This is a genomic window from Prevotella sp. 10(H) (assembly GCF_000711235.1).
Lineage (GTDB): Bacteria > Bacteroidota > Bacteroidia > Bacteroidales > Dysgonomonadaceae > Dysgonomonas.
Window position 1 is genome coordinate 659,945 of sequence record NZ_JOMI01000001.1, and the last position, 23,468, is coordinate 683,412.

Sequence of the window (23,468 nt, forward strand, 5' to 3'; positions counted from 1 at the left end):
CGATTATATGCAAAAGCGGGAACAGAACGGCGTATCGAAAACAGGTATTATTGTAGCCTATTTCCTGATTTATGTAGTCTGGGGTTCCACCTATTATTTTATCGGTGTTGCCCTGAAAGGATTGCCTCCATTTCTTTTGGGGGCTTTTCGTTTCACTACGGCGGGATTGATTCTGCTGCTATGGTGCCGGTATCGGGGTGAAGCTGTTTTCCGAAAAAGCCTTATCAGGAAATCGGCAATTAGCGGTATAGTCTTGTTATTTATAGATATGGCAGTTGTGATGCTTGCGCAACGGTATATCAGCAGTAGTCTGGTAGCGATTATTGCCAGTTCTACAGCCATCTGGATTATGGCGCTCGATGCACCGATGTGGAAGAAGAATTTCAGAAGTCCGTTGATTATCATTGGCATAGTTGTGGGCTTTCTGGGAGTATTGATGTTATATGTTGAACAATTCAAACTGGATAATGCACCGGGTGAACACAGGGAATACGGTATTCTTTTACTGGTGTTCGGGTGTATTTCGTGGGCATTGGGAACGTTATACGCCAAATACCGTTCTTCTCACGAAGAAGAAGTAAATGCTTTCGCAGGCTCTGCATGGCAGATGCTTTTTGCAAGCGGAGCTTTCTGGGTATGCGCTATGATTAATGGAGATATAGCCAATACCGATTTACAAGCCGTACCCCATACCTCATGGTTATCGTTAGTTTACCTGATTATTTTTGGTTCTATCATGGCTTATTCGGCTTACGTATGGCTGTTGAAAGTTCGTCCAGCAACAGAAGTAGCCACGCACGCCTATGTGAATCCGTTTGTGGCGGTATTTATCGGGATGACACTCGGAAATGAGGATGTTACATGGGTGCAGATAGCAGGGTTGATTGTGATTTTGCTAAGCGTAATGATGATTAACAGAAATAGAAAATTCCACAAGATTAAAACAGACTAATTTCCTGTGCCGTATGTTTTACGATATTCGTCCGGCGTATATCCGATAACCTTTTTTAATAACCGGCCGAAATATTCCAAAGAAGAAAAGCCAAGTGTAGTAGAAATGTTTGCAACAGTTTTATCTGTCTCTCTCAACCATTTTTTAGCAATCTCCATCCGCTTAGCCTGTATATATTCAGTTATAGTATGCCCTGTTTCCTGTTTCAGCAAATCGGTAAAGTAAGCCGGAGATATGCCAAGCAAATCAGCAAAGTGTTTAGTTGAAGGTAGATCTTTGGATATACCTTTACCATTCAAATAGTATTCATTGATAATCTTATTTGTTTTTTTCATCTGGCATTTATTCAGCTCATTACGGACAATAAACTGTCTTTCGTAAAAACGGGAACAATAACTCAGCAACAGATCAATCGATTTAGTTACCAATTCCCGGCTATGTCTGTCAATACAACGGTGAAGTTCTTCATTTACATTCTCCAAACAACGCATAAAGATTTTCTTTTCGCGCCCTGATATATGCAATGCCTCTTCATTATTGTAATTCAGAAATGTATATTCATCAATGCGCATACCCAGACATGTCCCTTTTAACAGTTCAGGATGAAAAGCCAATAGCCAACCGCCCGATACTTCCACATCGTGATTTCTTTCCATATCAATAGCTTTTCCCGGTGACAGGAAAACAACCGTTGCGTCGGAGTAGTCGCATTCCTTTCGTCCGAACGCAAAATGTTCGCATTTATATTCTTTCAAAACAAAGCAATAGAAATCAACCTGAAGTGTATAAAATTCTTCCCGATTTATTTTAGACAGGTCGATTACGCTTACTAAAGGGTGAAGCGTAGTTTCACCTACTATTTTATTACATTGTTTTACCGTATCTATATGTAGTATCCTTCTCACGCTTGCAATTTCCTGTATTCGGTCGGTGTATGACCGACATTTTTCTTAAAGAAGCGGTTGAAATGCTGGGAATACTGGAAACCCAATTCATAGGCAATCTCACTGACAGTTTTATCAGTACCCAATATCCATTCCTTAGCTACATCTATTAATTTATTCTGGATATACTCCTGTGCTGTTTTACCTGTCTCTTTTTTAATCAAATCACCAAAATAATTAGGTGAAAGACAAATTTTATCCGCAAAGTATTTCACTGTAGGAAGTCCTTCCTGCCGTATATCTTCATTCTGAAAATAAGCATCCAAAAGCATTTCAAACCTACTGATAACATCTTTGTTGACTTCTGATCGGGTAGTGAACTGCCTTTCATAAAAACGCATGCAATAATCGAGCAGCAATTCAATGTTCTTCGAAATGAGACGTTTGCTATGCTTATCAATAGAATGTTCCAATTCGATACTAATCTTATCCATACAATCTACGATGATTTCACGCTCTTTCTCCGACAGGTGCAACGCTTCATTGGACTCATACGAAAAGAATGAATAATGTTTCATTTCTTTGCCTAATGATATACCTCTGATTAAATCAGGATGAAACAGTATTCCACGGCCTGAAGGCTTAACTCCGTTTTCAATTTCAGTTGTGGCCACTTGTCCGGGAGCAAAACTCACTATCGAACCTTCCTCATAGTCGTAATTCTGACGTCCGTAGCGTATTTTCCCACATCGGGTATCTTTAAGATACAGGCAATAGATACTATAATTAATCGATAATGTGTAGGCCATTTTACTGCCTTAGTCAAATCTACAACTGACACTAACGGATGCAGGGTTTCCAATCCGAATATCTTATTATACTGATCAATCGTATCGACTTTTATTACTTCATCCATAAGCTGAATTTTGATTTTCTAATCAAAGATATGTATTAAAAATGAATGAGATACACCTGTAAATGTAAAAACAGTAATATAGGTATAACTATCTGTAATATATATACAACCGCCCCTAAAAACAGTAATATGGGTATAATCATCCGTAATATATCTACACTCCCTATGCCCTACATCCTTTAATTTTGTTACATGAAAATAAACAAATGGAATCCAACAATTAAAATTAAAAAGTCATGAAAAGATTCTTATTATTTCCCTTCATGTTTTTACTGGTATTTTCAGTAACGGCATGCGACAAAGATTCGGATAAAACGGATGATACAGAACAAAATGGAAATGAGAACAATGACGGTGATGATAATAACGATGGCGAAAACCCCACCGGTAACGGTAAATATCTTGTATTGTTTGCATCCCGTAGCGGCAATACGGAGTCAATGGCAGAGGCAATCGGCAAAACACTGAACTGTGATGTTGTTGAAATTGTTCCCACAGTGGCATATGATGAAGATTATAACTTAATGCTCGCACGGGCGCAACGTGAACAGTCGGCTATCTCACAGGGTAATTATCCGGCTATTAATACCACCGTCGAAAATCTGGAAGACTATGATGTAGTTTTTATCGGTTATCCCATCTGGTACGGACACATGGCTACTCCGATGCAAACGTTTTTACATAATCAGGGCAGTCAACTTGCTGGAAAACATATTGCCCTCTTTGCCAGTAGCGGAAGCAGCGGTATAAGCACATCGGTTACAGAAGCACGCGCACTAAGTCCGAACGCTACATTTACCGAAACATTATTGCTCACATCGGGTTCATTGGGACAAATGGAAAGCCGTATCAATGCTTGGCTCCGGCAGATCAATATCCTTGCTGAATAATGAAGTAATTATTTAAACTAAGATTACAATGGAAAAGAGTTTAATTATAACAATGGTAGTAGTTTCAACGGTAGTATTGATCTCCTGTAGCAATAAAACCAAAGACGAAAAAAGTAATAATATGGATACGAATAATATGAAAGTAACGAATTCAGTAGTACCAAAGATCAGTGATTTTCCGGTAGGCGAAGAGAATGCAGGATATGCCCAATATTTTTCGGGAAGATCGTGGCTCGCTCCGCTTACCCACATGAGCGAATTAAATGTACCGATGAACAATGTAACTTTCGAACCGGGATGCCGGAACAACTGGCACAGCCATACCGGCGGACAGATACTTGTTGCCGTAGGTGGAGTAGGTTATTATCAGGAAAGAGGAAAGGATGCTATTCGGATGGTGCCCGGAGATGTTATCGAAATTGCACCGAATATTGAACATTGGCACGGAGCAGCCTCGGATGAATGGTTTTCTCATATTGCCGTTGCCTGTAATCCGCAGACAAACGAAAATATATGGCTCGAACCTGTCAGTGACGAGGAATATGCTGCGACTACTAAATAATATAATCATAATAAAAGAAAATGAAAAAGAACTTAGGATCAACTCTGGCTTTATATCCCACACCCGCTGTGGTCATCGGAACAATGATAGAAGAAAAAGTAAATTGGGTACTGGTAGGTCACATCGGAATTATCGGACACGACCTTGTGATGATAAGCCTGCATAAATCCCACCATACCAACAAAGGAATATTGGAAACAGGCCAATTATCTGTAAACGTTATCGACGAGAATATGTTGCAGCGTGCCGATTATGTGGGTATCGTTAGCGGTACAAAAGTGGACAAGTCAGAAGTGTTCGCTTACCAGCCGGGAGAAGCAAGAGCACCAATTATCGACGACAGCCCGTTGGTAATGGAATGTGAAGTGTTAGACAACTACCAAACAGAAACATTCGATAATTTCATCTGTAAGATTAATAATACATATGCAGATACAGATATCCTCAATGAGAAAGGAAATGTGGACTACAGCAAACTAAAACCCGTCCTTTTTGAAATGCCCGGCTACAACTATTTGAGAACTGGTGATGTAATCGGCAAATGTACCACATTGGGAAAAGAATATAAAAACGAATTAAAATGAACCTGACAGAGAAGAAATATGAGCCTCACAACGAAATTGTTGTGGGGCTCATGTTGTAATTTTGTATTATAAAAATATAACTAAAGAAGATGGAGAATAATAATACAACTGATATTTTCGAAAGATTGAAAAAAGGTGAAACGATACCCGCGGGAGATCCGCAAGCATATCGGATGCGGGAGGCCTCGTATGCCACAAAAGAATTGCTCGTGAGAATGAATAATTCAGCAGATCCCGCGGAAATAAGGGATATATTGAGTGAGATTACAGGTTCAGATATTGACGAAAGTACAGCCATGTTCACTCCTCTGTACATCAATTACGGAAAGCATATCAAGATCGGAAGAGGTGTATTTATCAATTTCAACTGCACTTTTCTCGGTTTAGGGAGTATTACCATAGAAGACGGCGTATTAATAGGACCAAATGTAAATCTGCTATCCGAAGGACATCCAGTCTCTCCCGAAGACAGGCATTCGCTAATGGTCGGGCATATTCATATAAAGAAAAATGCCTGGATCGGCGCCGGTGTAAGCATCTTGCGAGGAGTAACCATCGGCGAAAATTCTGTTGTTGCAGCAGGAGCAGTGGTATCAGCAGACGTTCCAGACAATACAATAGTAGGAGGCATTCCGGCAAAAATCATTAAAACCATCGAAACCATTTAAAGTAAACGAATATGAGAAAAGTATTTTTAACTATAGCACTAAGCTCAGCCTTTATGGTTTTAGCGCAATCATGTAATAACAACCCAAGTTCAAACAATCAAAATTCAGAGAATATGAACGATTCAACAAAAACAGAACAGTACACTTTTCAGTTAAGCGATAAAGTAACCCGTGAAAAAGTAACTTTCAAAAACCGGTATGGAATAACACTGACAGGCGATTTATACGTTCCTAAAAATCGCGGTAACGAAACTATGGCCGCAATCGCTATAAGCGGACCATTCGGTGCAGTAAAAGAACAATCCTCAGGACTCTATGCAATGAATATGGCAGAGCGTGGATTTGTTACCCTTGCTTTCGATCCTTCCTATACAGGTGAGAGCGGCGGTGAACCCCGCAACGTAGCATCGCCTGATATAAATACCGAAGATTTCAGTGCGGCAGTTGATTGTCTCGGTCTACAAAAAATGGTGGACAAAAATAGAATCGGTATCATCGGGATCTGTGGTTTCGGAGGTTTCGCCCTGAATGCAACAGCCGTAGATAAACGTGTGAAAGCCGTTGCCACAGCAAGCATGTACGATATGTCGCGTGTAAATGCCAAAGGGTATTATGATGCTACCACACCGGAACAACGTGCCGAAGCATTGGAAAGTATGAGCCAACAACGTTGGGTAGATGCAGAGAACGGAACTCCGACCTATGCCCCTAAAGGATTACCCGATAAAATAGAAGGAAACGAACCTCAATTTGTAAAAGATTACTTCGTCTACTATAAAACAGAGAGGGGTTTCCATCCCCGTTCATTGAATTCTAACGGTTCGTGGACAGCCACCAATTCAATATCTTTTATGAATATGCCGATATTAACTTATATCAAAGAGATTTCTCCTCGTCCAATTCTACTCATTGCCGGTGAAAATGCACATTCCCGCTATTTCAGTGAAGATACTTACAAAGCAGCTTCCAAACCGAAAGAATTAATGATTATTCCTAATGGTGTACATGTGGATTTATACGACAAAACGGATATAATTCCTTTCGACAAATTAGAGAGTTTCTTTAAGGAAAATCTGAAATAAGTTATTAGACTTAAGTCTGAAAAAGTGAAATATAAAATTCCGAATATATCCATTGATAGGTTTATATCCGGAATTTTTTTGCTATCCTGTATAATCTTCCTTCATCCGTTACTGCATAAAAAGCTCCATCTTTTCCTTCGCCTCCATCACGAAAGTGCTGATTCTCATAAGTATGCAACTGCTCTTCGCCGACCACTCTGTTGTCTTCCTAGACAATACCTGCAATATGTTTACTGCTCAGCACTCCAATAAAAAGATTATTTTGCCATTCGGGTATAGCATTGGAACTTTAGAATGTCATCTGAGTATTATAAAAATATCTCAAGATATAAAGATCTTAAAAATAGACAATTATATTGAATTTCAATATATAGACACATGTATTACAGCAATTTTATAAAAACATAGCTTAGTAATATAAATTAAAATTCACTTAGCCTTAAAATAATATGTACATTCGATTGATTTTCTACTAAAAGCTCAATCGAATAACATACCATCCATACTTAAGCGTTAAAAAATTAGCTAGTCGATGAATTTTGAGGTAACAAATTCACCCCATCGTATTACTATTCTTTTATACAACGAATGGAAATAGCTTCGCTTTTCTTTATATACGATTGACCAACGTTACCATTGCTGAAAGTAAGCGCCCATCCATAAGATTCATCGTTATATGTTGTTCCGGACCAATAGGAACAATATTCACCTGTAGATAATAGTTTACCATCGGCTCTTGCTCTTTGACCCGATAATGGGAAGAAAAGAGAACGGTTATCTTTAGGGTTAAAGAATAAATATCCCACATAAGCAACGTTATAATTTCCGGTAGACACGGCAGAAGAAGGAACTCCGCTTGGAGAGGCAACTATCTTCCTCCGGTCGAAAAAACCATCGGCATAATATCCGAATAGTACATTATCCATATTAGGGGAAGTTCCATTGGGAGGATTTAAATACAATGATTGACGCATTTCGGAGTTTGACATATTATTATTGTCCCCTACTGCGCTGGTAAGTGAACCATCATTGGGTCTTATCCAGCCGGTAGGGCAACTTTCGTGTGAATTACGTATTTCGTCCCACGTTTTCTCCCCCCACATTCCTGAAACATAATTATTCTGCCATAAAGTTATTGAGCCCATTGAATTTACCGGATGATAAGCATAACGTTGATTGGATTGGTTTGCATATTGAAGAAAAGCGCCAGCTTGAGTCGGGTATTTTGTGAAAGCTCCATCTCTCCAATTAATATGGGGGTGATTATCTCTATGATTTCCTCCTGCTGTCATATTCTTGTGAGTAAGATTATATGGTGAGAATTTCTTTGCCAGCGGGCGGGCGGGAGTACCTTGCGGATGCATCAGATAGTCGGCATCTTGTCCTTGTCTTATGTATATTTTGGAGAACTTCCGGTTGTCGTTGTATGAAAGAAGAACAACTCCGTATCTTGCCGGATTAGTGGTGGTGGATGAATATGTACTTTTTAGTCCTATCCTGAAATAAATGTATCCGTCTTTTTTAATCGTGCCATTTAACGATACGGCTTCTCCGCTAACCTGATACTGTGCATCATTTCCCGTAGTATTCATATCTGCAACCAATGTTTCATTACCGCCTGATTTCCAGCCGATATTAGGGTCAGAACTTTCCTGCGCATCCAGCTTTATCCATTCTTTTCCTTCCAATACCAAAGCACTCCATGCACCTTCCGCCCCGTCAATATAGGGTATACGTATCAGTCGTTCTCCCGTTTGATTCTTACACCAGAAGGCTCCCACATAGCCATAAGGGTCTACGTTTATTTCTCCAAGGTTGAGGCATGCCTGAGAAATCATGTATTTGATACGTCCCGAATCATTGTTCCCGGCCAGGAAGAATTCTCCGCCCGTACGGCTGTTTCCATTGTTTGCGGCAATATTGAAGGGAGCCATAATATAAACAGACCCCGGATTGCCGAGGTTTATTTCATTGCCGGAAGATTGTATACCGTCTGCCGATAGCGACAACCATTCTTCTCCATTTCCTTTTCCGGTTATTACAGCTGAAACAAAACTTCCATCAATAACTTCCTCTCCGGTATAGGATAAGGGCACGCGCCGGGAAATTTCAACCGTTTTTACAAGATCGCCAAGTTGGATATTGATAATACCGCTTTCAAAATTAGGTGTGAGGTCAATTTTCACGTCTGTACTTCCCGGTACGGATGCTGTGGAGAGGTTTATGCTATTTGCGGGATTGGTAAGAGTAAGGCCGGCGCCTTCGCTTGTTACTGTGTTTTGTGTAATTCCCATTGCAGCAGTGGCATCGGTGTTTACGGTAAAGGCTATGATATCCTGTTGTGTTCCTTCTCCGTAAATAATTAATTCTGAATTGGATACCCCGAGGTAATATTTCCCGTTACTGATAATATCATGAGAGGTATCATCTAGAACAACTATATGATAGTTTACATTCACAGGGGGGGCTGTTCGGGCAGCTTCCAATGTAGTCTTACCCGGTCCGGTGATGGAGGTGATTTCGAACTTGTAGTACTTATTACGGTGAATAGCCATTAAATTTCCTGTATCATCAATAAAACCGAGTTTATAATAATATTCTTCACCCTTATATTTTCCCTTGATTATAACCGATGTATTATTTTCAACGGCTGATTCATACAGGTAAACAGGGTCGGATGGGTCGGTTTCCGGATAATCTGTTAATTGGTTTATGTTAGTATGTATATCTGTAGTTAAGGAGAAAAAGCTGCCTTGTACCGGAGAATTTATAACCGTAGCTCCAAGAAGTTCAAAGTTTTCGGACATACTCCTCACATCAGTTTTTGCAACGATCCGCGTCAGGCAAAATTTGTTTGTATCCGCATTTGATAACACCGTGCCTTCGACAATACCTCCGGGAACATCTGCAAGTCCTGCCATAGGAATTGTTTGTCCGGCATAGGGAATAGTCGAAACAGCAGGTTGATCCAATAACATTGTTAAAAGGATATCCTGACATTGGCTCAGAGTTTTCCCTGTAAGTGCCGTTGTAATATGCTGTACATCAAAAGGCTCTTCCGTATCACTTTCATTGTTATAATACTCATCAGGGACATTAGCAATAACCAGTACATGACTATGGGCTGTTGATTTTGTCAACATTACATAAAGAGATCCGGAAGAGATATTTGTTTTTACAATTTCTTTAAATTCAGCATTTTCTTTTTGTGAACCTTCAAATACAAGTACCCATACATTATCTCCCTCTTCATTTTCACTCTTCGTTTTTTTGGCAGAAGGTAGTATGTAATCTCCACCATCCAGTTTTAGTTCTAAAAGAACTTTATTTTCCGGGACATCTATCTCCGGTCTGTATCCTATCGTTTCATCACTGCATGATGTGACTAAGTTCAGTAAGATCAATAAGAAAATGCTTTTAGCTTTCATACTTATGCTTTTTAGGGATGTATGTTTAAAATGATTTCTCTGCTCAGACCGGAAGCATTCAGATAGATACGTAATGCATCGACATTCAGATTAGCTAGATCAACATCATTCCTGATTTTAATATCCATATATCCAATGCCTGATATTTTATCATAATGCAGATTTGTAGCTGTATCTCCAGCCAAATTATTCAATACATCGTTAACGTTGAATTCTGTATCTCCCGATAATTCCACATATCCTTTTTCGACAATAACAACCTTCGGTTGATTAGACCAAAAATGAATGCGGGCAGTATTGCAAGCAGAGATTTCTACGGATAATTTCTCAACATTCAGTTTTTGTTCACCCGTATTCCCCGAAATGTTTTCTTCGGTCCATGGTTTGGGCGTTATTACCGCCGAAAGTGAAACTGCATCTTCGATGATACTTCCAATGATTTTATAATACAGATTGCGTGGAGAGGTAAAATCCGCAGGCATTGCCTGTCCTATAGCCTGCCTCAAAGGGCTTTCAGGTGCAGACGACCGATGTACATCAATTGCTATAGCCTTGTCTGCATTAGTGCTTTCCGAAAATACACTTGATGGAAGAATTACTCTTTTCAGCGTGTATTTATATCTGCCCTCATTGTCGGGTCCGGTTTTCGCAAAATCATTTATTGAAATAGAGCTTAACGGATAGGTTTCATTGTACCCACCTTCATAATAAATTGTAGAGTTATCCACCATTTTATTGCTAAAGAACGGTACCTGATCCGGGAGGTTAGCAAATTGTATTCCGGTAATGTCTCCGGCTACACTTTCGTCGATCAGCAGTTCCAAGTCTATTCTAATTGCCAGCCGTTCGACTTCGACATTCCATAACGGATTAAGAATATCGTCTATGTTTACCCATGCATTGATATTGGTGTCGTAATAAGTAAGTTCCCTGTTGCCGGTAACTTTAACATTCTTATAAATAGAGGTAGCCGGAAGGCTTTTCTCTCCTGAAAATGCATTGTAATGAAACGTTTGTTGATCGAGAGCGGTCAGCTTTGTAGAAACCCATGTATCAAGCAATACAGATAGTAAATCATTATCAACCGAATGTTCATTGGCGATGAATACAAAATCATATTGACCTGTCATAATCTCAAAGGTTATAGGTTGAGATATTGAAAGCAGGTCGATTTTACCGCTGTTGAAGTATAACTTGCCTATGGCTGAATTGAAGGCCAGAATACGCAGGCTTTTTATTTCGTAATCGGGATCATTGTCGACACTCAAATGTCCTATATTTGTTGTTCTTAATGATATCTCTACCATTTCTACCTTGCCATTAGGAAATTCAGAAAGGTCATCTTTTTCGCACGAAATGAGTCCGAGTAAAAGACAAAGAAGAAATAATCTGCCTATCATATTCAAAAGTCTTTCCACATCAAACCTCCTTCTTTCCAATTAGTATTTTGTAATGATACGGTTATACCCGATTGATAATTGATGTACACCTCAAGCAGCTTTCCATTATAAACAGTAAGAGGTGCTTTGTCACTGTTGCGGGTGGCTAGAGTTGTTTCCGAGACCACATCCACCAATGTTTCTTTGTGGTAGACATAGATGGCCACTTCTTCGCCTTCGTCGGTAGAGAGCATATTGAACGTCGGTATTTCGCATATTCCTTGATAAGAGAGTATATTTTTTCCATGATAAGATACAGGCGAGTTACATGGATTCCCTTGAAAATCAACAGAAAGATGTCTGGTCTGAATTACAAAGGTAAAGTCTTCGTCCGCCGGTAATTCCGATAAGTCCAGTAATTGCATAGTGTAATGCCGATGTCCTTTCAGTTTTATGTTTATTTTTGATACGATAGGGTGTATTGGTAATTCTCTTTCTTCGGCAACCAAAGGATTATTATTTACAGTTACCGACCCGTAAAATATCTCGCCGGGAGCATTATATAATAAATTTGAATTGAATTCTAAAGAAGGTCTTAAAAGTAATGCTGTCTCTGCCATCGTGCAATTATTGGGAATTTCGGATAGAATTACATCTTCATTCGTTGCATTCGCAATAGCAACAATCTGAAGTTTACCGGATTCTTTATAATTAATGTTTACCCATTCATTGAAACGCACATTATTTACTTTCCCAATTAAATATCCATCTGTATCAAAAATGTATAAATCAATTATTTTTATATCTGTGTCTTCCGCAAATGGAATTTCTGCCAGAGCTTCCAAAACCACTTTTATTCTACAGCCATAGTCCGGACATTCATCGATTCCATCTCTTATACAGCTACAAAAAAGACAAGGAGAGATGGCTAAAAGAAAGAATCCCTTTATTATATAATTTATCATCGCTTTAATTAAGAATTGGGAAATAATCAATAATGAAACTTATTCCAGACTTTTCATGTTAAAAACCTAAAACAGTTCCAATAGCTATTAATAACCTCTTCTTATAACAAATCGGTTATCGGACATATCAGAGGCATTAATATCAGTGCGAAATAATGCTCACCAGGTAGGTAAATTATAGATGAAAACTTCACTTAAAACCCCTAAAATACTTACCTGGTATATGAGCAAAATTTTATTAAAATTTGTGCTAATTATTAAAGTCTATTTCCATAGATACAACTGTCTTCCATTTCACCTGATTGATAGTAACTTCCAAATTGGCAGATTCAGCTTCGGGGTCTGTTGTCCCCGGTCCACCGCCACTATAATCTCCGGTCATATTTATTTTAAGTTCGTATACCGTTCCGTTTTCCAGTGGCTTAGCGAATGCACCACCATTAAGCGGCTGGGTTTCTGAAAAACGTACTGCCCAGAAAAGCGGGGTTATGGCATCGTTGCTTTCTCCCGGATTATCGTGATAGTCGCCATATACAGTAAGAATCGTATTCCTGTTATAATAGCCGGCTTCGACACTGGTAGGGAACGCATAAAATGTCCGTGTTAAAGTTCCGGTAGATTGCTCCAGATTATCGTTACCATGCCATTCTCCAGTCCAGGAGGCATGTAAGATTGTTTCTTTCTTTTCGGGTGTTAATAAAGAAACCTGATTTGATGCGGACCAAAGCGGAAATTCAGTATCTTCCAGACCGGATCTCAGAGGAAGTGCAGTTGTTCCAAATTTTGAAGTAATACTTGACATCGTTGGGATAAAACCGGGAATATAGTGAGTATAGGCTCCACTATACAGAACGGCTACGCCTTTGAAATCTATATTTGATGATGGAATATCTGCCGGCTCATAGCCTGCGGTTATTCCCGATGTGTTTACCGTAACATCTATACGTGATAATACCGGGGCTATATCGATTGAACACTTGCCTTGCTTAATGCCATTGACTGCAGGCTGTGAATCCCAGTCTATATCTGTTGTTGCACCATAGACCCATATATCAGGGGTCGATTTCTGATAATCGTCCTGTGCTTGTTCCAGAGAATTGATTATAGCCTCCAATTTGGATTTGTTGTTTATATCGGCCGGGATACTTCCCACATTTCCTACCACAATAACTTCCTTTATAGCGGTTGTTATACCATCGTTATCGTAGGTATAGGTTTTTCCGGCAATAAGGTCGGCAGCCAAAGGTGTATCTGATTTGACTAGTGCTCCCGTATTGGTAAAGAAGAATATATTAACAACTCCACGTACCTGTAGAATATTCTGGGTTCTGTCATTTTGCAGGTCGTCAAAAGATTTAGTTCTCTGGGCTACTTCATTAGAGAGCTTCATCGTTAGCGAAGCTGCCTCTTCTTTCTTTGTTTCATTTGGACCGACGCTGTCCGTTCCATCATCACTACAGGAAATTAATAGCATTCCTATAATTGTACTAATAATAATCTTGATTTCTTTTCTCATTCGGTAATTCTTTATTAATTAAAAATTCAGTTTCAGTATTGTGAATATGTATATGAAACTCATTATCATTTTTTCACTGATGAAACCATCGGATACTATGGGATTTATAACAGCAGAGTTGTATTTTTTGCTGTCAATATCATATATGATTTAAAATGTAATTTGTCAAATTAAAAAGGCAGGCAATTTTTGCCTGCCCATTAAATGGTTATATATAAGCTTGTTGTGAAATATTTGGAGGGTAATAATTTTATTGTAAATAAAATCTCATTTATATCGTTATTATTTTTCAAAATAAATTGAAATGACACATCGTGTTTTATGTTTTTGTATTAATTGGTATATAAATTAGGTGATTTTGTGAAGAGAATTGTTAATTCTTTATCTTATTTTTCTTGAAGCGCATAAATCCCCTGTAACTAAAGCCTGCACGTGAAATAAGTTCTGAATCGCTTTTCTTTATATTACCAGGATCATTTTTTAATTTTTCATACTCCTTCATTCTTAAAGTATTAATATAAAAACTAAAGTTCATTCCATAGGTACGATTAATGAAGGCTGACATATAGCTACGGCATGTATGAAATTCGTATAAAATGTCTGTTATCTTCAAATGCGGATTGAGATAAGGTTTTTTCTCTTCCATATATCTTTCAAATTCTTCTTTGTCAATATTTACCTGGTTTTCTTCATCGGCGGGCGGACATTTACAATCTTTGGATATTATGACATAGTTTTCTGTGAACATGTTATACTGTATTGTTACAAGCTTTATTACATATAAGATATTGGCAATGATAATAATTATCTCTTCTATAATATTATCTTTTCCATTTATTAAAAAGGTGATAAATGATATAGGTATAATGACTAAGGCAAGGATTATAATCATAGATATCCAATGAAGAGAAGACTTCTCTTCATCTGCCGAGTAGTTATTTATATACCGGCGGTATGCAGGCATCCTCTTAAACGTTAGTATAGAATAGATAACCACATACAGTGCATATATCCAGAGCTTGGAGGCATAAAAGAGACAAAAGGATTTATTGTTATGCATATCGAGTACTTGGTTTACAACTATATTCCACTGAACGCTGCGCGGAACTAACCAGCACCAAATCTCGTGAGTAAGGGCTATTACGATAGGAATGATATAGTGTAATGGGGATAGCTTTTTTGATGAGTCTCCAGATGTGAGCAGATAGATTATATTATATAAGAATACAGTCGATAGTAGTAAAGACAGAAAAGATAAGGAGCTCAGATAAATATAATAATCCGGTTGATATATAAAGAAGATAACAGTCAGATTTGATACAAAAACACATGAGAAGTGGCCGATTATCAATGCCAGAATAGTTCGCTTGACGTCATTACCGCCCACTTTCCGGTAACCCAGCATCATTCCGATGGATAACAGCGAGACAAATAAGGGACCGCCGAAACTCATTATCATTAGTAAGTCGGTTACTGTCATCGGGATACGTTTTTATCTTGAAAATAAGCCTTTGCTCGCATATAACTCCGATAACTTCCAAAGCCTGCCTTCAGGACTAAATCTTTTACATCCTTTCCTTTGTTCGATTTCAATGTCATTAATCTATCCATCTCTTTTAAGCGCCAGTGGTTTACATACCAGCTGAAGCTCATTCCATAGGTATTATTTACATAAGAAGATATAACGTTCTTACAGGCATTAAACCTATCGACTAAATCATCAATTTTAAGTTTTGAGTTCAGGTATGGTTTTTTAAGGCGGAAATAATTCTCAAATTCAGAACGGTCAATCGTGATGCTGACTCTTAACTTTTTGTTGTTATAGCTTTTATATCTTGACTTTTGGAAATTGGTGTATTTTCTCTTTCCGTCCACAGGTTCCTCGGCAGTATTTACTCCGATAAATTTATAGTTACCCCGAATCATATTAAATCCGATAACCGATTGAAGCAGTACTAATGATATAGCCATAGCCACAGTTAGAAGTATAACTGGCCATGCTGCAGAATAATCGAATAGCCGTAGGAAGGTAACAATAAATATGACAATATAAATCCTCATTATTACCCATAACCAATTATGAGAGTAAAACCACTTATCTGCATCGAAACCTAACCGTTTTATACGCAAAAAAATTAGTACACCATATGTAAGCATAAACAGGCGGCGGAAAACTGCAAGCAGATAGACCCAGAGTGATGTTTTGCGGTGTATAGGAACAATTACTATATCGTTGTTAACGCCTTGAAATGAAATATTCATAGGCCTAAAAAAGGGATATATTAGCAAAATTACAAAGAAAATTAGAGGAACAATATAATGTATGTAGTTAAAATCCTTATCTTCGGCAGTAGATGTAATGTAGAAAATGAAATGATAAAAAAGTGGTATCCACAATAAGCTGAACGTATAATAAAGGGAGCTGAGATAAGGGTATATTTTCCAGTCGAACTGAAAAAGAATAATTAAAAACCAAACCCCGCCCGTGCAGATATAAAAAAGCACAAGTATTATTTTTGCTTTGTCTACCATCGGATTAATTTTATTCCGGGAGGATAGTATAATATCGATTGCATTGACGCATGACGAAAACAAAGGGAAACAAAACAATAAAAACAGAGCGATTGTGAGAAATTCCATCACGGTATAATAAATAACAGCAAAGAACCTGCTTAAATAACGAAATATCCTTTTGAAGTAAAAATCTGAATAAATTATGGGTCAATTTAAAACAGCTTCTAAATGTTAGATTTGATATGTAAACATTATAATAGCGAAATAGTTTAATGATTAAAATACAGATACTCAAATAATAAATAATTTTCTATCCTCTAAAACTTTCTGTTTGAGCTAAATGTTAAAGATACATATACAACATATCCCTATGAAAATAAAACGATTTATTACGGCTGTACTCTTATTATTTATAGTGTTGGTTATTATTCTTTTAGTGAAAACATGGATTTATCCGTTTCAGAAGAATGAAGTAGACAATAGTAATACAACACTCAATATAATTCCTTCGGAAAAAGCGATTAAGCGTTTGGTTGGAGGTATTCGTATTCCTACCGTAAGCAATGAGGTTTATGAAAATACCAATTTTAAACCTTTTGATGAATTTAAAGCCTACCTGCCCAAAGTTTATCCGCAGATATATAGAAATATGGATACTTTGACGGTAAACAACTATGGACTTGTTTTTCATTGGAAAGGTAAAAATAAAAATTTGAAACCTATTTTATTTTTATCACATTATGATGTTGTGCCCGTTATAGGATATGATGTTTCCGCAGAAATTGCTACCGATACTATATTTCAACCAGATGATACACCCGTAGAACGCATTAATAGCGTGCAGACAAAATGGGATTATTCTCCTTTTTCAGGAACTGTAATCAACGGAAGAATTTACGGGAGGGGAACACTCGATATGAAAGGTATGTTATTTTCCCTTTTTGAAGCAGCAGACGATCTCATTACCGAAGGATGGCAACCTGAACGGGATATCTGGTTTGCATTCGGCCATGATGAAGAAGTGAGTGGGAGGCAGGGAGCCGTTCATATAGCCGATTATTTTAAACAGCAAGGTATTACTTTTGACGCTGTTTATGACGAAGGCGGCATTATTGCAGCTTCAGGATCTGCTATGCAATCAATAAAAAAGCCTATAGCATTAGTTGGCATCGGTGAAAAAGGATTTCTTACTTTAAGGATTAAAGTATCCGGTTTGGGTGGCCATTCTTCGATGCCTCCTGCAAAGAGTTCATTGGTATATGCTGCCGAGATTATAGAAAAACTCAACAGTAACCAGATGCCTGCAACCATAATATCTCCGATAGCTTCTTTTCTCGACAATATCGGTGGTGAAATGAATTTTACGTCCCGCATCGCCATTGCAAATCAATGGTTATTAAAGCCTGTTTTATTTAGCACATTAAGTAAAAGCCCTTCATCGAATGCCCTCATTCGTACTACTACGGCAATCAGTATGGCAAAAGGTAGTGATGCCCCGAATGTACTTACATCGGTATCGGAAGTAACAGTGAACTTTCGTATTCTGCCGGGTGAAACGGTGAGTGATGTTATTAATCATGTAAAGGAGATCTGCAAAGATTATGAAGTTGAAATGGAAGTGATTTCCGACAGGGAACCTTCGAGCATTTCGCCGGAAAATACGAGAGGATTTAATATCATAAAAGAAAGTTTATCACAATTATATCCGGGAACGATTGTATCCTCTTATATAACGATAGGTGGTACGGATGCTTATAAATATCAGATTGTTAGCGATAATTTATATCGCTTTATGCCTGTTGAACTCAATCAATATGAACAACGTGCAATTCATAACGAAAATGAACATATAACGTTGGATAATTATGGCAGAATGATTTGGTATTTTAAAGAAGTTATGAAAAATTATTGAGTTTATTAGTCCAATACTTTTATATAAGACAATACCGACATGGTTCCGCGCCCCCAGTTATAGTTTTCTCCGGTTGCTGCATACATCCCGAACCTGACTTCGTCCCCATTCACATTCATTTCGATATATCCGCTTAGACTATAAGTGGTCTTTTGGGGAATATCAGATTCGTTTCTTATCCTGTCGGTGGCTTTTCCTATTATTGGCATCCCGATAGCATTCGTATTTGAGTAACCCTTACGAAAAGTAGTAAATTTACGAGAGCCTTCGGGCAGTTCTGCAGTGCTTTGTATTGTGGTTTTAAATAATGTGACGCCTATATATCCTATTTTAACGGTATCGGAATTGTTTTTTATATAATGACAAGGCATATTGTAATCGATAAAGTAAAGGCATTCAGTATGTGGTGGTGTCGTAACTTCGATCTGCACATTCAAAGGAATCTTGATTATATTATTATGGGGATCCTTATTTGTTATCGGCGCTCCCATTACCACACTATATATATCACCGAACGTAAAATTGCTGGCAGTTTTGTATGCCCTTCCTACATTCCCGTTATCATCGATAACCATATTGGTGGCATTTGCCAGAAGCGGGGCATCACTCACCTTGAGATTGTTAACATGTGCGGTATCTGCCACATCCAGCACGTATTGCGGGTTGGTATTACCGATACCCACGTTGCCGCCTGAGGTTATATGTATTCTGTCCTTACTGTTGGTGCGGATAGATAAATCCTTATTGTCGGTAGTTCCTACAAAATTTTTTGCCGGGTCTGTTCCGCTATTTCCTTGTAGCTCCCAGCCTGCGGCAAGATTACCGCCGCTACCCATAATGACCCATTTTGTGCCGTCCCAGTAATAAAAACCTTCCTGCAAATTTGCGGATACTTTTACGTTATATACAACTATGCCTTTATGAATAAGTTTTTGGGTTGCATCGACGGCATCCGCAGCATTCAGTAGTGGTTGTAAAGATGTGAGGCCAGATAGTTCTACACGCGGAAATAAAACTCCTTTCTCCGCGTTTTTCGTTCCATTGGCAGCTTCTTTTTCTTTCATGTCCAAAAGCGCTCCTTTGGCAGGAGGTTCACCACTTCCAATAGTTACCTGTGCATGGGCTTGTCCACCTAGGATTGATAAAACAGCTATCATTATAAAACTTAATATACTTTTCATATCTATATGCAATTTGATTAATATTTTGTTGCCAAATTACCCATGATAGATAATACTTTTGTTACGGGAGAGGGTATTGAGTTTCATTGAGCATTTCGACCTTATCAAAGGTATTTTAAGTTCATATCTGGAGCAAGACTGATTAAGAGTATTAATCATTCATTTTTTTCTAATTAAGAGATGTTTTATTAATAACAGTTTAAGTGAATGGCATTTCAATTGTCATATGTATGGAAAAGCTATAAAAGTTACTTCACAAATAAGTAAAAACCTTATATACACCTAGAAATTTCCAATTAATAACTTTTGATGTTTATTAACACATGAAAAGCCGTAAAAAGCTTATTTTATCGATGGGTGTGCCGTAAAAATGCACAAAAAAGGAAAAGATAATTATCAACGGCAATAATGCGGTAATTATTTGGTGTTTTATATTTGCCGTTAGTTGAGGTGAGTTGGAATTTTGCAGGTCAGAGGTTTCCTAACTTTGTTTCAAGGTCGGCATATTGCTTTTGAAAGAATTTTATCCTGTTCATTTCACCACTTACACTTATTATATTTGCAGTACGTAGATATGTCTGGTACCAATGCTTTATTATTTCAATAGTATCATTGTCTTTAGACATAATAGTATTATGAAAAAAGGCTGTGATATGTACCATTTTAATATTGTCAGTATCAATTATAATTATATCATTAGGTAAATTCATTTCCGAAAAAAATAAATTTATAATTTTGTTTGTACCGGGATAATAGCCTGTTAAGCAAATCTTTTCCATGATGCTAAGTTTATACAGCAGCGTTTTTTTAAGTTCCTTAATCTCATCCCTAGTCAGTAACTTTATGCGATAAAAGTACAATATTTCTTCTGCAATATTACTTATCATATTGATACTGACTATATAAGTAGATTCTCTGAATCTTTTTACGATATCATCAAATTTTTTATGAAAATCTCTGTCTATCTGATAATCAGCCAATGGTATGGATTTATTATAACCCTTATTGAAATAAAGCCATTTCAGATAATCAAATTTTGCCAGTAACTCCAAATCGTAAAAAACAGTGTCGGCATACGTGCTTGTCGCTACCATAAATTTGGGATAAGGAGATTCAAGGGCTAATAAATAGGGTGTCATCGCTTCTGTTATCGCATCCTGATAATCGGTTTCAGGCGACCAGTCGAAAGTAGATAAAAACATAGCGTGCCTGTATTTATCTTCACCCAGTGAGATATTGTCCAGCGAGATGTTTAACTTATTGGCCAAAGTAAGTAATTCGTCAGCTGTAAATTGTACTTCTCCCCTAAGTTTTCGGCTTACCGTTCGGTTCGTAAGATTCAAGATTCTCGACAGCTTTGAAATATAGCCTTTCCCTTCGGGAAAATTTTTCTCAATTGCCGGCACCAATTTTTGTAACATTTCTTTATATTCCATATACTTTTAGATTTAATGAGTGCTAAAGGTAAGAATTTTGAGAAAAACAGTTTTTCTTAATATCATTGTTTTTTAGATGAATATAAATTTACATCGAATATGAATCGGTAAATTACTCACCCCCCAATCTTTAATCCAATTCTAATATTCTTCTAATCTAACTCCAAGGAAACTCTAATCTTTAAGAAATAAATTTGCAGGAACAAAAATCTATCACATTAATGAGAAAATTCCTGCTATTTACAGCATTTTTTTACCATGCTTTTACCGGGTTCTCACAGGAACCACAAATAGTCCGTTTAGATTCGGAACAAATACAATCGTTATTCCTTACCAATAATCTGGAACTTATTGTATCCAGATATAATATCGACATATCTGATGCAGCAGTCACACAAGCTAAATTATGGAATAACCCTACTCTATCCGTTAGTAATGTTAATTTGTGGAGTACCGGAAAACAGCGTGAAGAGTTGAGTGAAATAGCCTCTTACACATTCGCTAAAAACACAGAATTCAGTATCGAGTTAAGCCAGTTGATTCAAACCGCCAACAAGAGAGGTAAATTAATCCGGCGTGAAAAAGTATCCAAAGAAATTGCCCTGCATGAGTTTGAAGAAGTAATGAGAGGCCTTAAAGCAGAATTGAGAAAATCAGTCTGTGAAATACAATATAGTCAATCTTATCTGAAGGTGCTGAATAATCAGCACGAATCACTCTTTCAACTTATCGAATCGTATAAAAAACAGGTTCAGCAGGGCAATATAGCAAAAAATGAATTACTCCGGCTGCAATCATCTCTACTCGAACTGGAAAATGAAATAAATGAAACCCGGGAAGAATTCATTGAAAAAGCAAAAACATTAAAAGTTCTACTGAACCTCTCCCCTCTTACCGAAATTGAAATTACAGCTAATCAAAAAACAAATAAAGCTCCCGATGCCCTCATTCTATCCGAATTATTTATAAAAGCGGAAGAATCGCGCCCCGACATGAAAGTGTACAACCTGCAAACACAATTTTTCAAAAAATCACTTGACTATGAAAAATCCTTGCGGGTGCCTGATATCACTATCAGTGCAGCTTACGACAGATACGGCGGCGTATGGAAAGACTTTATAGGGCTGGGAGTAAGTATCGACCTACCTTTCTTCAACCGCAATCAGGGGAATATCAAAGCGGCTAAAATAAGTATGAAACAAAACAGCTATATAACTCAACATCAAATGAATATAATTCATCACGAGATATCTGCTTCCTATAATAATTACATAAACGCCTATAGCTTTTATAAGCGAATAAACGAAGAAAGTTTACTGCCCGAACTGGATGATATGCTGAGTGCTTATACCAAGAACCTTATGAACAGGAATATAAGCATGCTAGAATATATAGACTTTATGGAAGCGTATAAAACCAATAAACAAACCATGCTGAATGCCCGCAAAAAAATGAACATACAATTTGAAGAATTACAATATACCGTAGGAACCGATATAAAATAACTATGATATCCAAACCAACAATGAAAATACTTTATATAACTTCTATCGCTCTCTTATTAATATCCTGCTCTGAAAAAGAGACCAAGGCGGAAAACAATACGGAGAAGCATAACCCCTCATTTGCAAATAATATAAAAACAATAAAAGCTACATCCGGCAATCAGAATGAAGAACTTACCCTGACGGGAAAGGTAGACTACGACCCCGATAAGGTCATAAATTACATTTCACTTGTCAACGGAATTGCCGACCGAAGCTATTTTTCGTTGGGAGATAAAGTGCAGAAAGGGCAGGTATTGCTGGATGTCAGAAGTTCCGACCTCAGCTCTCTTCAGGCGGATGCCGTCTCGGCAGAATCCGATGTGAAAATCGCACAGCGCGAACTCCTGACAGCTCAATCCCTTTACGAGGATAATATGTTATCTGAAAAGGAATTACTCGAAGCACAGGCAAAAGTAAAACAGGCTCAGGCGACTTATAATAAAATACAGAGCGATATGGGGGTGCATGGCATAAACAAAGGAAACGGCATGTTTTCCATCAAATCGCCCATGACGGGTTATATCGTCACCAAGAATGTATCCTCGGGGAGTACGGTATCTACAGACGGCGAACCCTTGTTCACCGTAGCCGACCTCAGTACGGTATGGATTGTTGCCAATGTATATGCCAGTAATCTGCAATTTGTAAAAGAAGGCATGGAGGTAGACATCACTACACTTTCTTATCCCGGCGAGATTTTCAAAGGGAAAATCAGTTCGTTATCGCAGATATTCGACCCGGAAGAGAAAGTATTGAAAGCCCGGATTATACTGGATAATAAAGATTTAAAACTGAAACCGGAAATGTCGGTAGTTATAAAATTGAAAGGAGAAACATTCTATGAGTTCGTCTCCGTTCCGACCGATGCATTGATTTTCGACGACGACCGCTATTTTGTGATTGTAAAAGATAATGAAGGCTTCAAAAGTAAAGAAGTACAATTACAGGGGCATAACAGAAAGATAACATACATTGCTTCGGGATTATCAGCCGGAGATGATATTGTCGTAAACAATCAGTTACTTATTTACGCAGGACTTAAAGAGAATTGA

Annotated in this window: 16 protein-coding genes and 3 pseudogenes; 9 read left to right on the forward strand and 10 right to left on the reverse strand. The window is 37.8% G+C overall.

Annotation, left to right across the window (positions count from 1 at the left end; translation table 11 throughout):
- The first annotated feature begins 7 nt into the window (after positions 1 to 7).
- Positions 8 to 952, forward strand: a complete 945-nt coding sequence (locus K348_RS0102780; protein WP_029902679.1) for an EamA family transporter — start codon at positions 8 to 10, stop codon at positions 950 to 952.
- Here K348_RS0102780 and K348_RS0102785 read toward each other — a convergent pair.
- Both K348_RS0102785 and K348_RS18295 read right to left on the reverse strand, forming a co-directional pair.
- A complete protein-coding gene (locus K348_RS0102785; RefSeq protein ID WP_029902688.1) occupies positions 949 to 1,857 on the reverse strand; it encodes an AraC family transcriptional regulator in 909 nt (302 codons plus the stop codon). The genes K348_RS0102780 and K348_RS0102785 overlap by 4 nt on opposite strands.
- Positions 1,854 to 2,752 (reverse strand): annotated as a pseudogene (locus K348_RS18295) (helix-turn-helix domain-containing protein). The gene K348_RS0102785 and the pseudogene K348_RS18295 overlap by 4 nt, the downstream one beginning before the upstream one ends.
- A gap of 236 nt (positions 2,753 to 2,988) precedes the next feature.
- Here K348_RS18295 and K348_RS0102795 point away from each other — a divergent pair.
- The 5 genes and pseudogenes from K348_RS0102795 to K348_RS0102815 all read left to right on the forward strand — a co-directional run bounded on the left by K348_RS0102795 (position 2,989) and on the right by K348_RS0102815 (position 6,538).
- The gene (locus K348_RS0102795) at positions 2,989 to 3,642 is read left to right on the forward strand and encodes a flavodoxin (protein ID WP_029902690.1); all 654 of its coding nucleotides are present in this window, start codon (positions 2,989 to 2,991) and stop codon (positions 3,640 to 3,642) included.
- A 121-nt stretch (positions 3,643 to 3,763) separates the two neighbouring features.
- Positions 3,764 to 4,201, forward strand: a pseudogene (locus K348_RS0102800) (cupin domain-containing protein); the annotation flags it as partial.
- Between the two features lie 23 nt (positions 4,202 to 4,224).
- A pseudogene (locus K348_RS0102805) lies at positions 4,225 to 4,749 on the forward strand (flavin reductase family protein); the annotation flags it as partial.
- A gap of 128 nt (positions 4,750 to 4,877) precedes the next feature.
- Positions 4,878 to 5,456 (forward strand): DapH/DapD/GlmU-related protein, encoded by a 579-nt coding sequence (locus K348_RS0102810; RefSeq protein WP_029902697.1) that lies wholly within the window; start codon positions 4,878 to 4,880, stop codon positions 5,454 to 5,456.
- A gap of 11 nt (positions 5,457 to 5,467) precedes the next feature.
- The gene (locus K348_RS0102815) at positions 5,468 to 6,538 is read left to right on the forward strand and encodes an alpha/beta hydrolase (protein WP_029902699.1); all 1,071 of its coding nucleotides are present in this window, start codon (positions 5,468 to 5,470) and stop codon (positions 6,536 to 6,538) included.
- A gap of 569 nt (positions 6,539 to 7,107) precedes the next feature.
- On the opposite strand, the gene K348_RS0102825 is transcribed toward K348_RS0102815, so the two are convergent.
- The 6 genes from K348_RS0102825 to K348_RS0102850 all read right to left on the reverse strand — a co-directional run bounded on the left by K348_RS0102825 (position 7,108) and on the right by K348_RS0102850 (position 16,088).
- Positions 7,108 to 9,966: a hypothetical protein gene (locus K348_RS0102825; RefSeq protein ID WP_029902701.1), complete on the reverse strand. Its 2,859-nt coding sequence runs from the start codon at positions 9,964 to 9,966 to the stop codon at positions 7,108 to 7,110.
- 11 nt (positions 9,967 to 9,977) lie between these two features.
- Positions 9,978 to 11,366, reverse strand: a complete 1,389-nt coding sequence (locus K348_RS0102830; RefSeq protein ID WP_029902703.1) for a hypothetical protein — start codon at positions 11,364 to 11,366, stop codon at positions 9,978 to 9,980.
- Between the two features lie 2 nt (positions 11,367 to 11,368).
- Positions 11,369 to 12,310, reverse strand: a complete 942-nt coding sequence (locus tag K348_RS0102835; protein WP_029902705.1) for a FimB/Mfa2 family fimbrial subunit — start codon at positions 12,308 to 12,310, stop codon at positions 11,369 to 11,371.
- Between the two features lie 250 nt (positions 12,311 to 12,560).
- Complete coding sequence (locus K348_RS0102840) at positions 12,561 to 13,826, reverse strand: hypothetical protein (RefSeq protein WP_029902707.1); 1,266 nt, start codon at positions 13,824 to 13,826, stop codon at positions 12,561 to 12,563.
- Positions 13,827 to 14,199: 373 nt separating this feature from the next.
- Positions 14,200 to 15,306, reverse strand: a complete 1,107-nt coding sequence (locus K348_RS0102845; protein ID WP_029902709.1) for a hypothetical protein — start codon at positions 15,304 to 15,306, stop codon at positions 14,200 to 14,202.
- Positions 15,303 to 16,088, reverse strand: coding sequence for an AraC family transcriptional regulator (locus K348_RS0102850; protein ID WP_156032735.1), 786 nt, complete (start codon positions 16,086 to 16,088; stop codon positions 15,303 to 15,305). Before K348_RS0102850 ends, K348_RS0102845 begins: the two co-directional genes overlap by 4 nt.
- Before the next feature lie 622 nt (positions 16,089 to 16,710).
- On the opposite strand from K348_RS0102850, the gene K348_RS0102855 reads away from it, so the two are divergent.
- Complete coding sequence (locus K348_RS0102855) at positions 16,711 to 18,252, forward strand: M20/M25/M40 family metallo-hydrolase (RefSeq protein ID WP_029902713.1); 1,542 nt, start codon at positions 16,711 to 16,713, stop codon at positions 18,250 to 18,252.
- Between the two features lie 5 nt (positions 18,253 to 18,257).
- On the opposite strand, the gene K348_RS18705 is transcribed toward K348_RS0102855, so the two are convergent.
- Positions 18,258 to 19,433, reverse strand: coding sequence for a hypothetical protein (locus K348_RS18705; protein ID WP_156032737.1), 1,176 nt, complete (start codon positions 19,431 to 19,433; stop codon positions 18,258 to 18,260).
- Positions 19,434 to 19,903: 470 nt separating this feature from the next.
- Positions 19,904 to 20,869, reverse strand: a complete 966-nt coding sequence (locus K348_RS0102865) for a helix-turn-helix transcriptional regulator (protein ID WP_029902723.1) — start codon at positions 20,867 to 20,869, stop codon at positions 19,904 to 19,906.
- A 221-nt stretch (positions 20,870 to 21,090) separates the two neighbouring features.
- Between K348_RS0102865 and K348_RS0102870 the strand changes: the two genes are divergently transcribed.
- The gene (locus K348_RS0102870) at positions 21,091 to 22,374 is read left to right on the forward strand and encodes a TolC family protein (protein ID WP_029902725.1); all 1,284 of its coding nucleotides are present in this window, start codon (positions 21,091 to 21,093) and stop codon (positions 22,372 to 22,374) included.
- Positions 22,375 to 22,394: 20 nt separating this feature from the next.
- The gene (locus K348_RS0102875; RefSeq protein WP_231496731.1) at positions 22,395 to 23,468 is read left to right on the forward strand and encodes an efflux RND transporter periplasmic adaptor subunit; all 1,074 of its coding nucleotides are present in this window, start codon (positions 22,395 to 22,397) and stop codon (positions 23,466 to 23,468) included.

Coding starts and splice junctions, on each gene's coding strand:
- K348_RS0102780 (WP_029902679.1), top strand. CDS start 8: ATGCAAAAGCGGGAACAGAACGGCGTATCGAAAACAGGTATTATTGTA.
- K348_RS0102795 (WP_029902690.1), top strand. CDS start 2,989: ATGAAAAGATTCTTATTATTTCCCTTCATGTTTTTACTGGTATTTTCA.
- K348_RS0102810 (WP_029902697.1), top strand. CDS start 4,878: ATGGAGAATAATAATACAACTGATATTTTCGAAAGATTGAAAAAAGGT.
- K348_RS0102815 (WP_029902699.1), top strand. CDS start 5,468: ATGAGAAAAGTATTTTTAACTATAGCACTAAGCTCAGCCTTTATGGTT.
- K348_RS0102825 (WP_029902701.1), bottom strand. CDS start 9,966: ATGAAAGCTAAAAGCATTTTCTTATTGATCTTACTGAACTTAGTCACA.
- K348_RS0102830 (WP_029902703.1), bottom strand. CDS start 11,366: ATGATAGGCAGATTATTTCTTCTTTGTCTTTTACTCGGACTCATTTCG.
- K348_RS0102835 (WP_029902705.1), bottom strand. CDS start 12,310: ATGATAAATTATATAATAAAGGGATTCTTTCTTTTAGCCATCTCTCCT.
- K348_RS0102840 (WP_029902707.1), bottom strand. CDS start 13,826: ATGAGAAAAGAAATCAAGATTATTATTAGTACAATTATAGGAATGCTA.
- K348_RS0102845 (WP_029902709.1), bottom strand. CDS start 15,306: ATGACAGTAACCGACTTACTAATGATAATGAGTTTCGGCGGTCCCTTA.
- K348_RS0102850 (WP_156032735.1), bottom strand. CDS start 16,088: ATGAATATTTCATTTCAAGGCGTTAACAACGATATAGTAATTGTTCCT.
- K348_RS0102855 (WP_029902713.1), top strand. CDS start 16,711: ATGAAAATAAAACGATTTATTACGGCTGTACTCTTATTATTTATAGTG.
- K348_RS18705 (WP_156032737.1), bottom strand. CDS start 19,433: ATGAAAAGTATATTAAGTTTTATAATGATAGCTGTTTTATCAATCCTA.
- K348_RS0102865 (WP_029902723.1), bottom strand. CDS start 20,869: ATGGAATATAAAGAAATGTTACAAAAATTGGTGCCGGCAATTGAGAAA.
- K348_RS0102870 (WP_029902725.1), top strand. CDS start 21,091: ATGAGAAAATTCCTGCTATTTACAGCATTTTTTTACCATGCTTTTACC.
- K348_RS0102875 (WP_231496731.1), top strand. CDS start 22,395: ATGAAAATACTTTATATAACTTCTATCGCTCTCTTATTAATATCCTGC.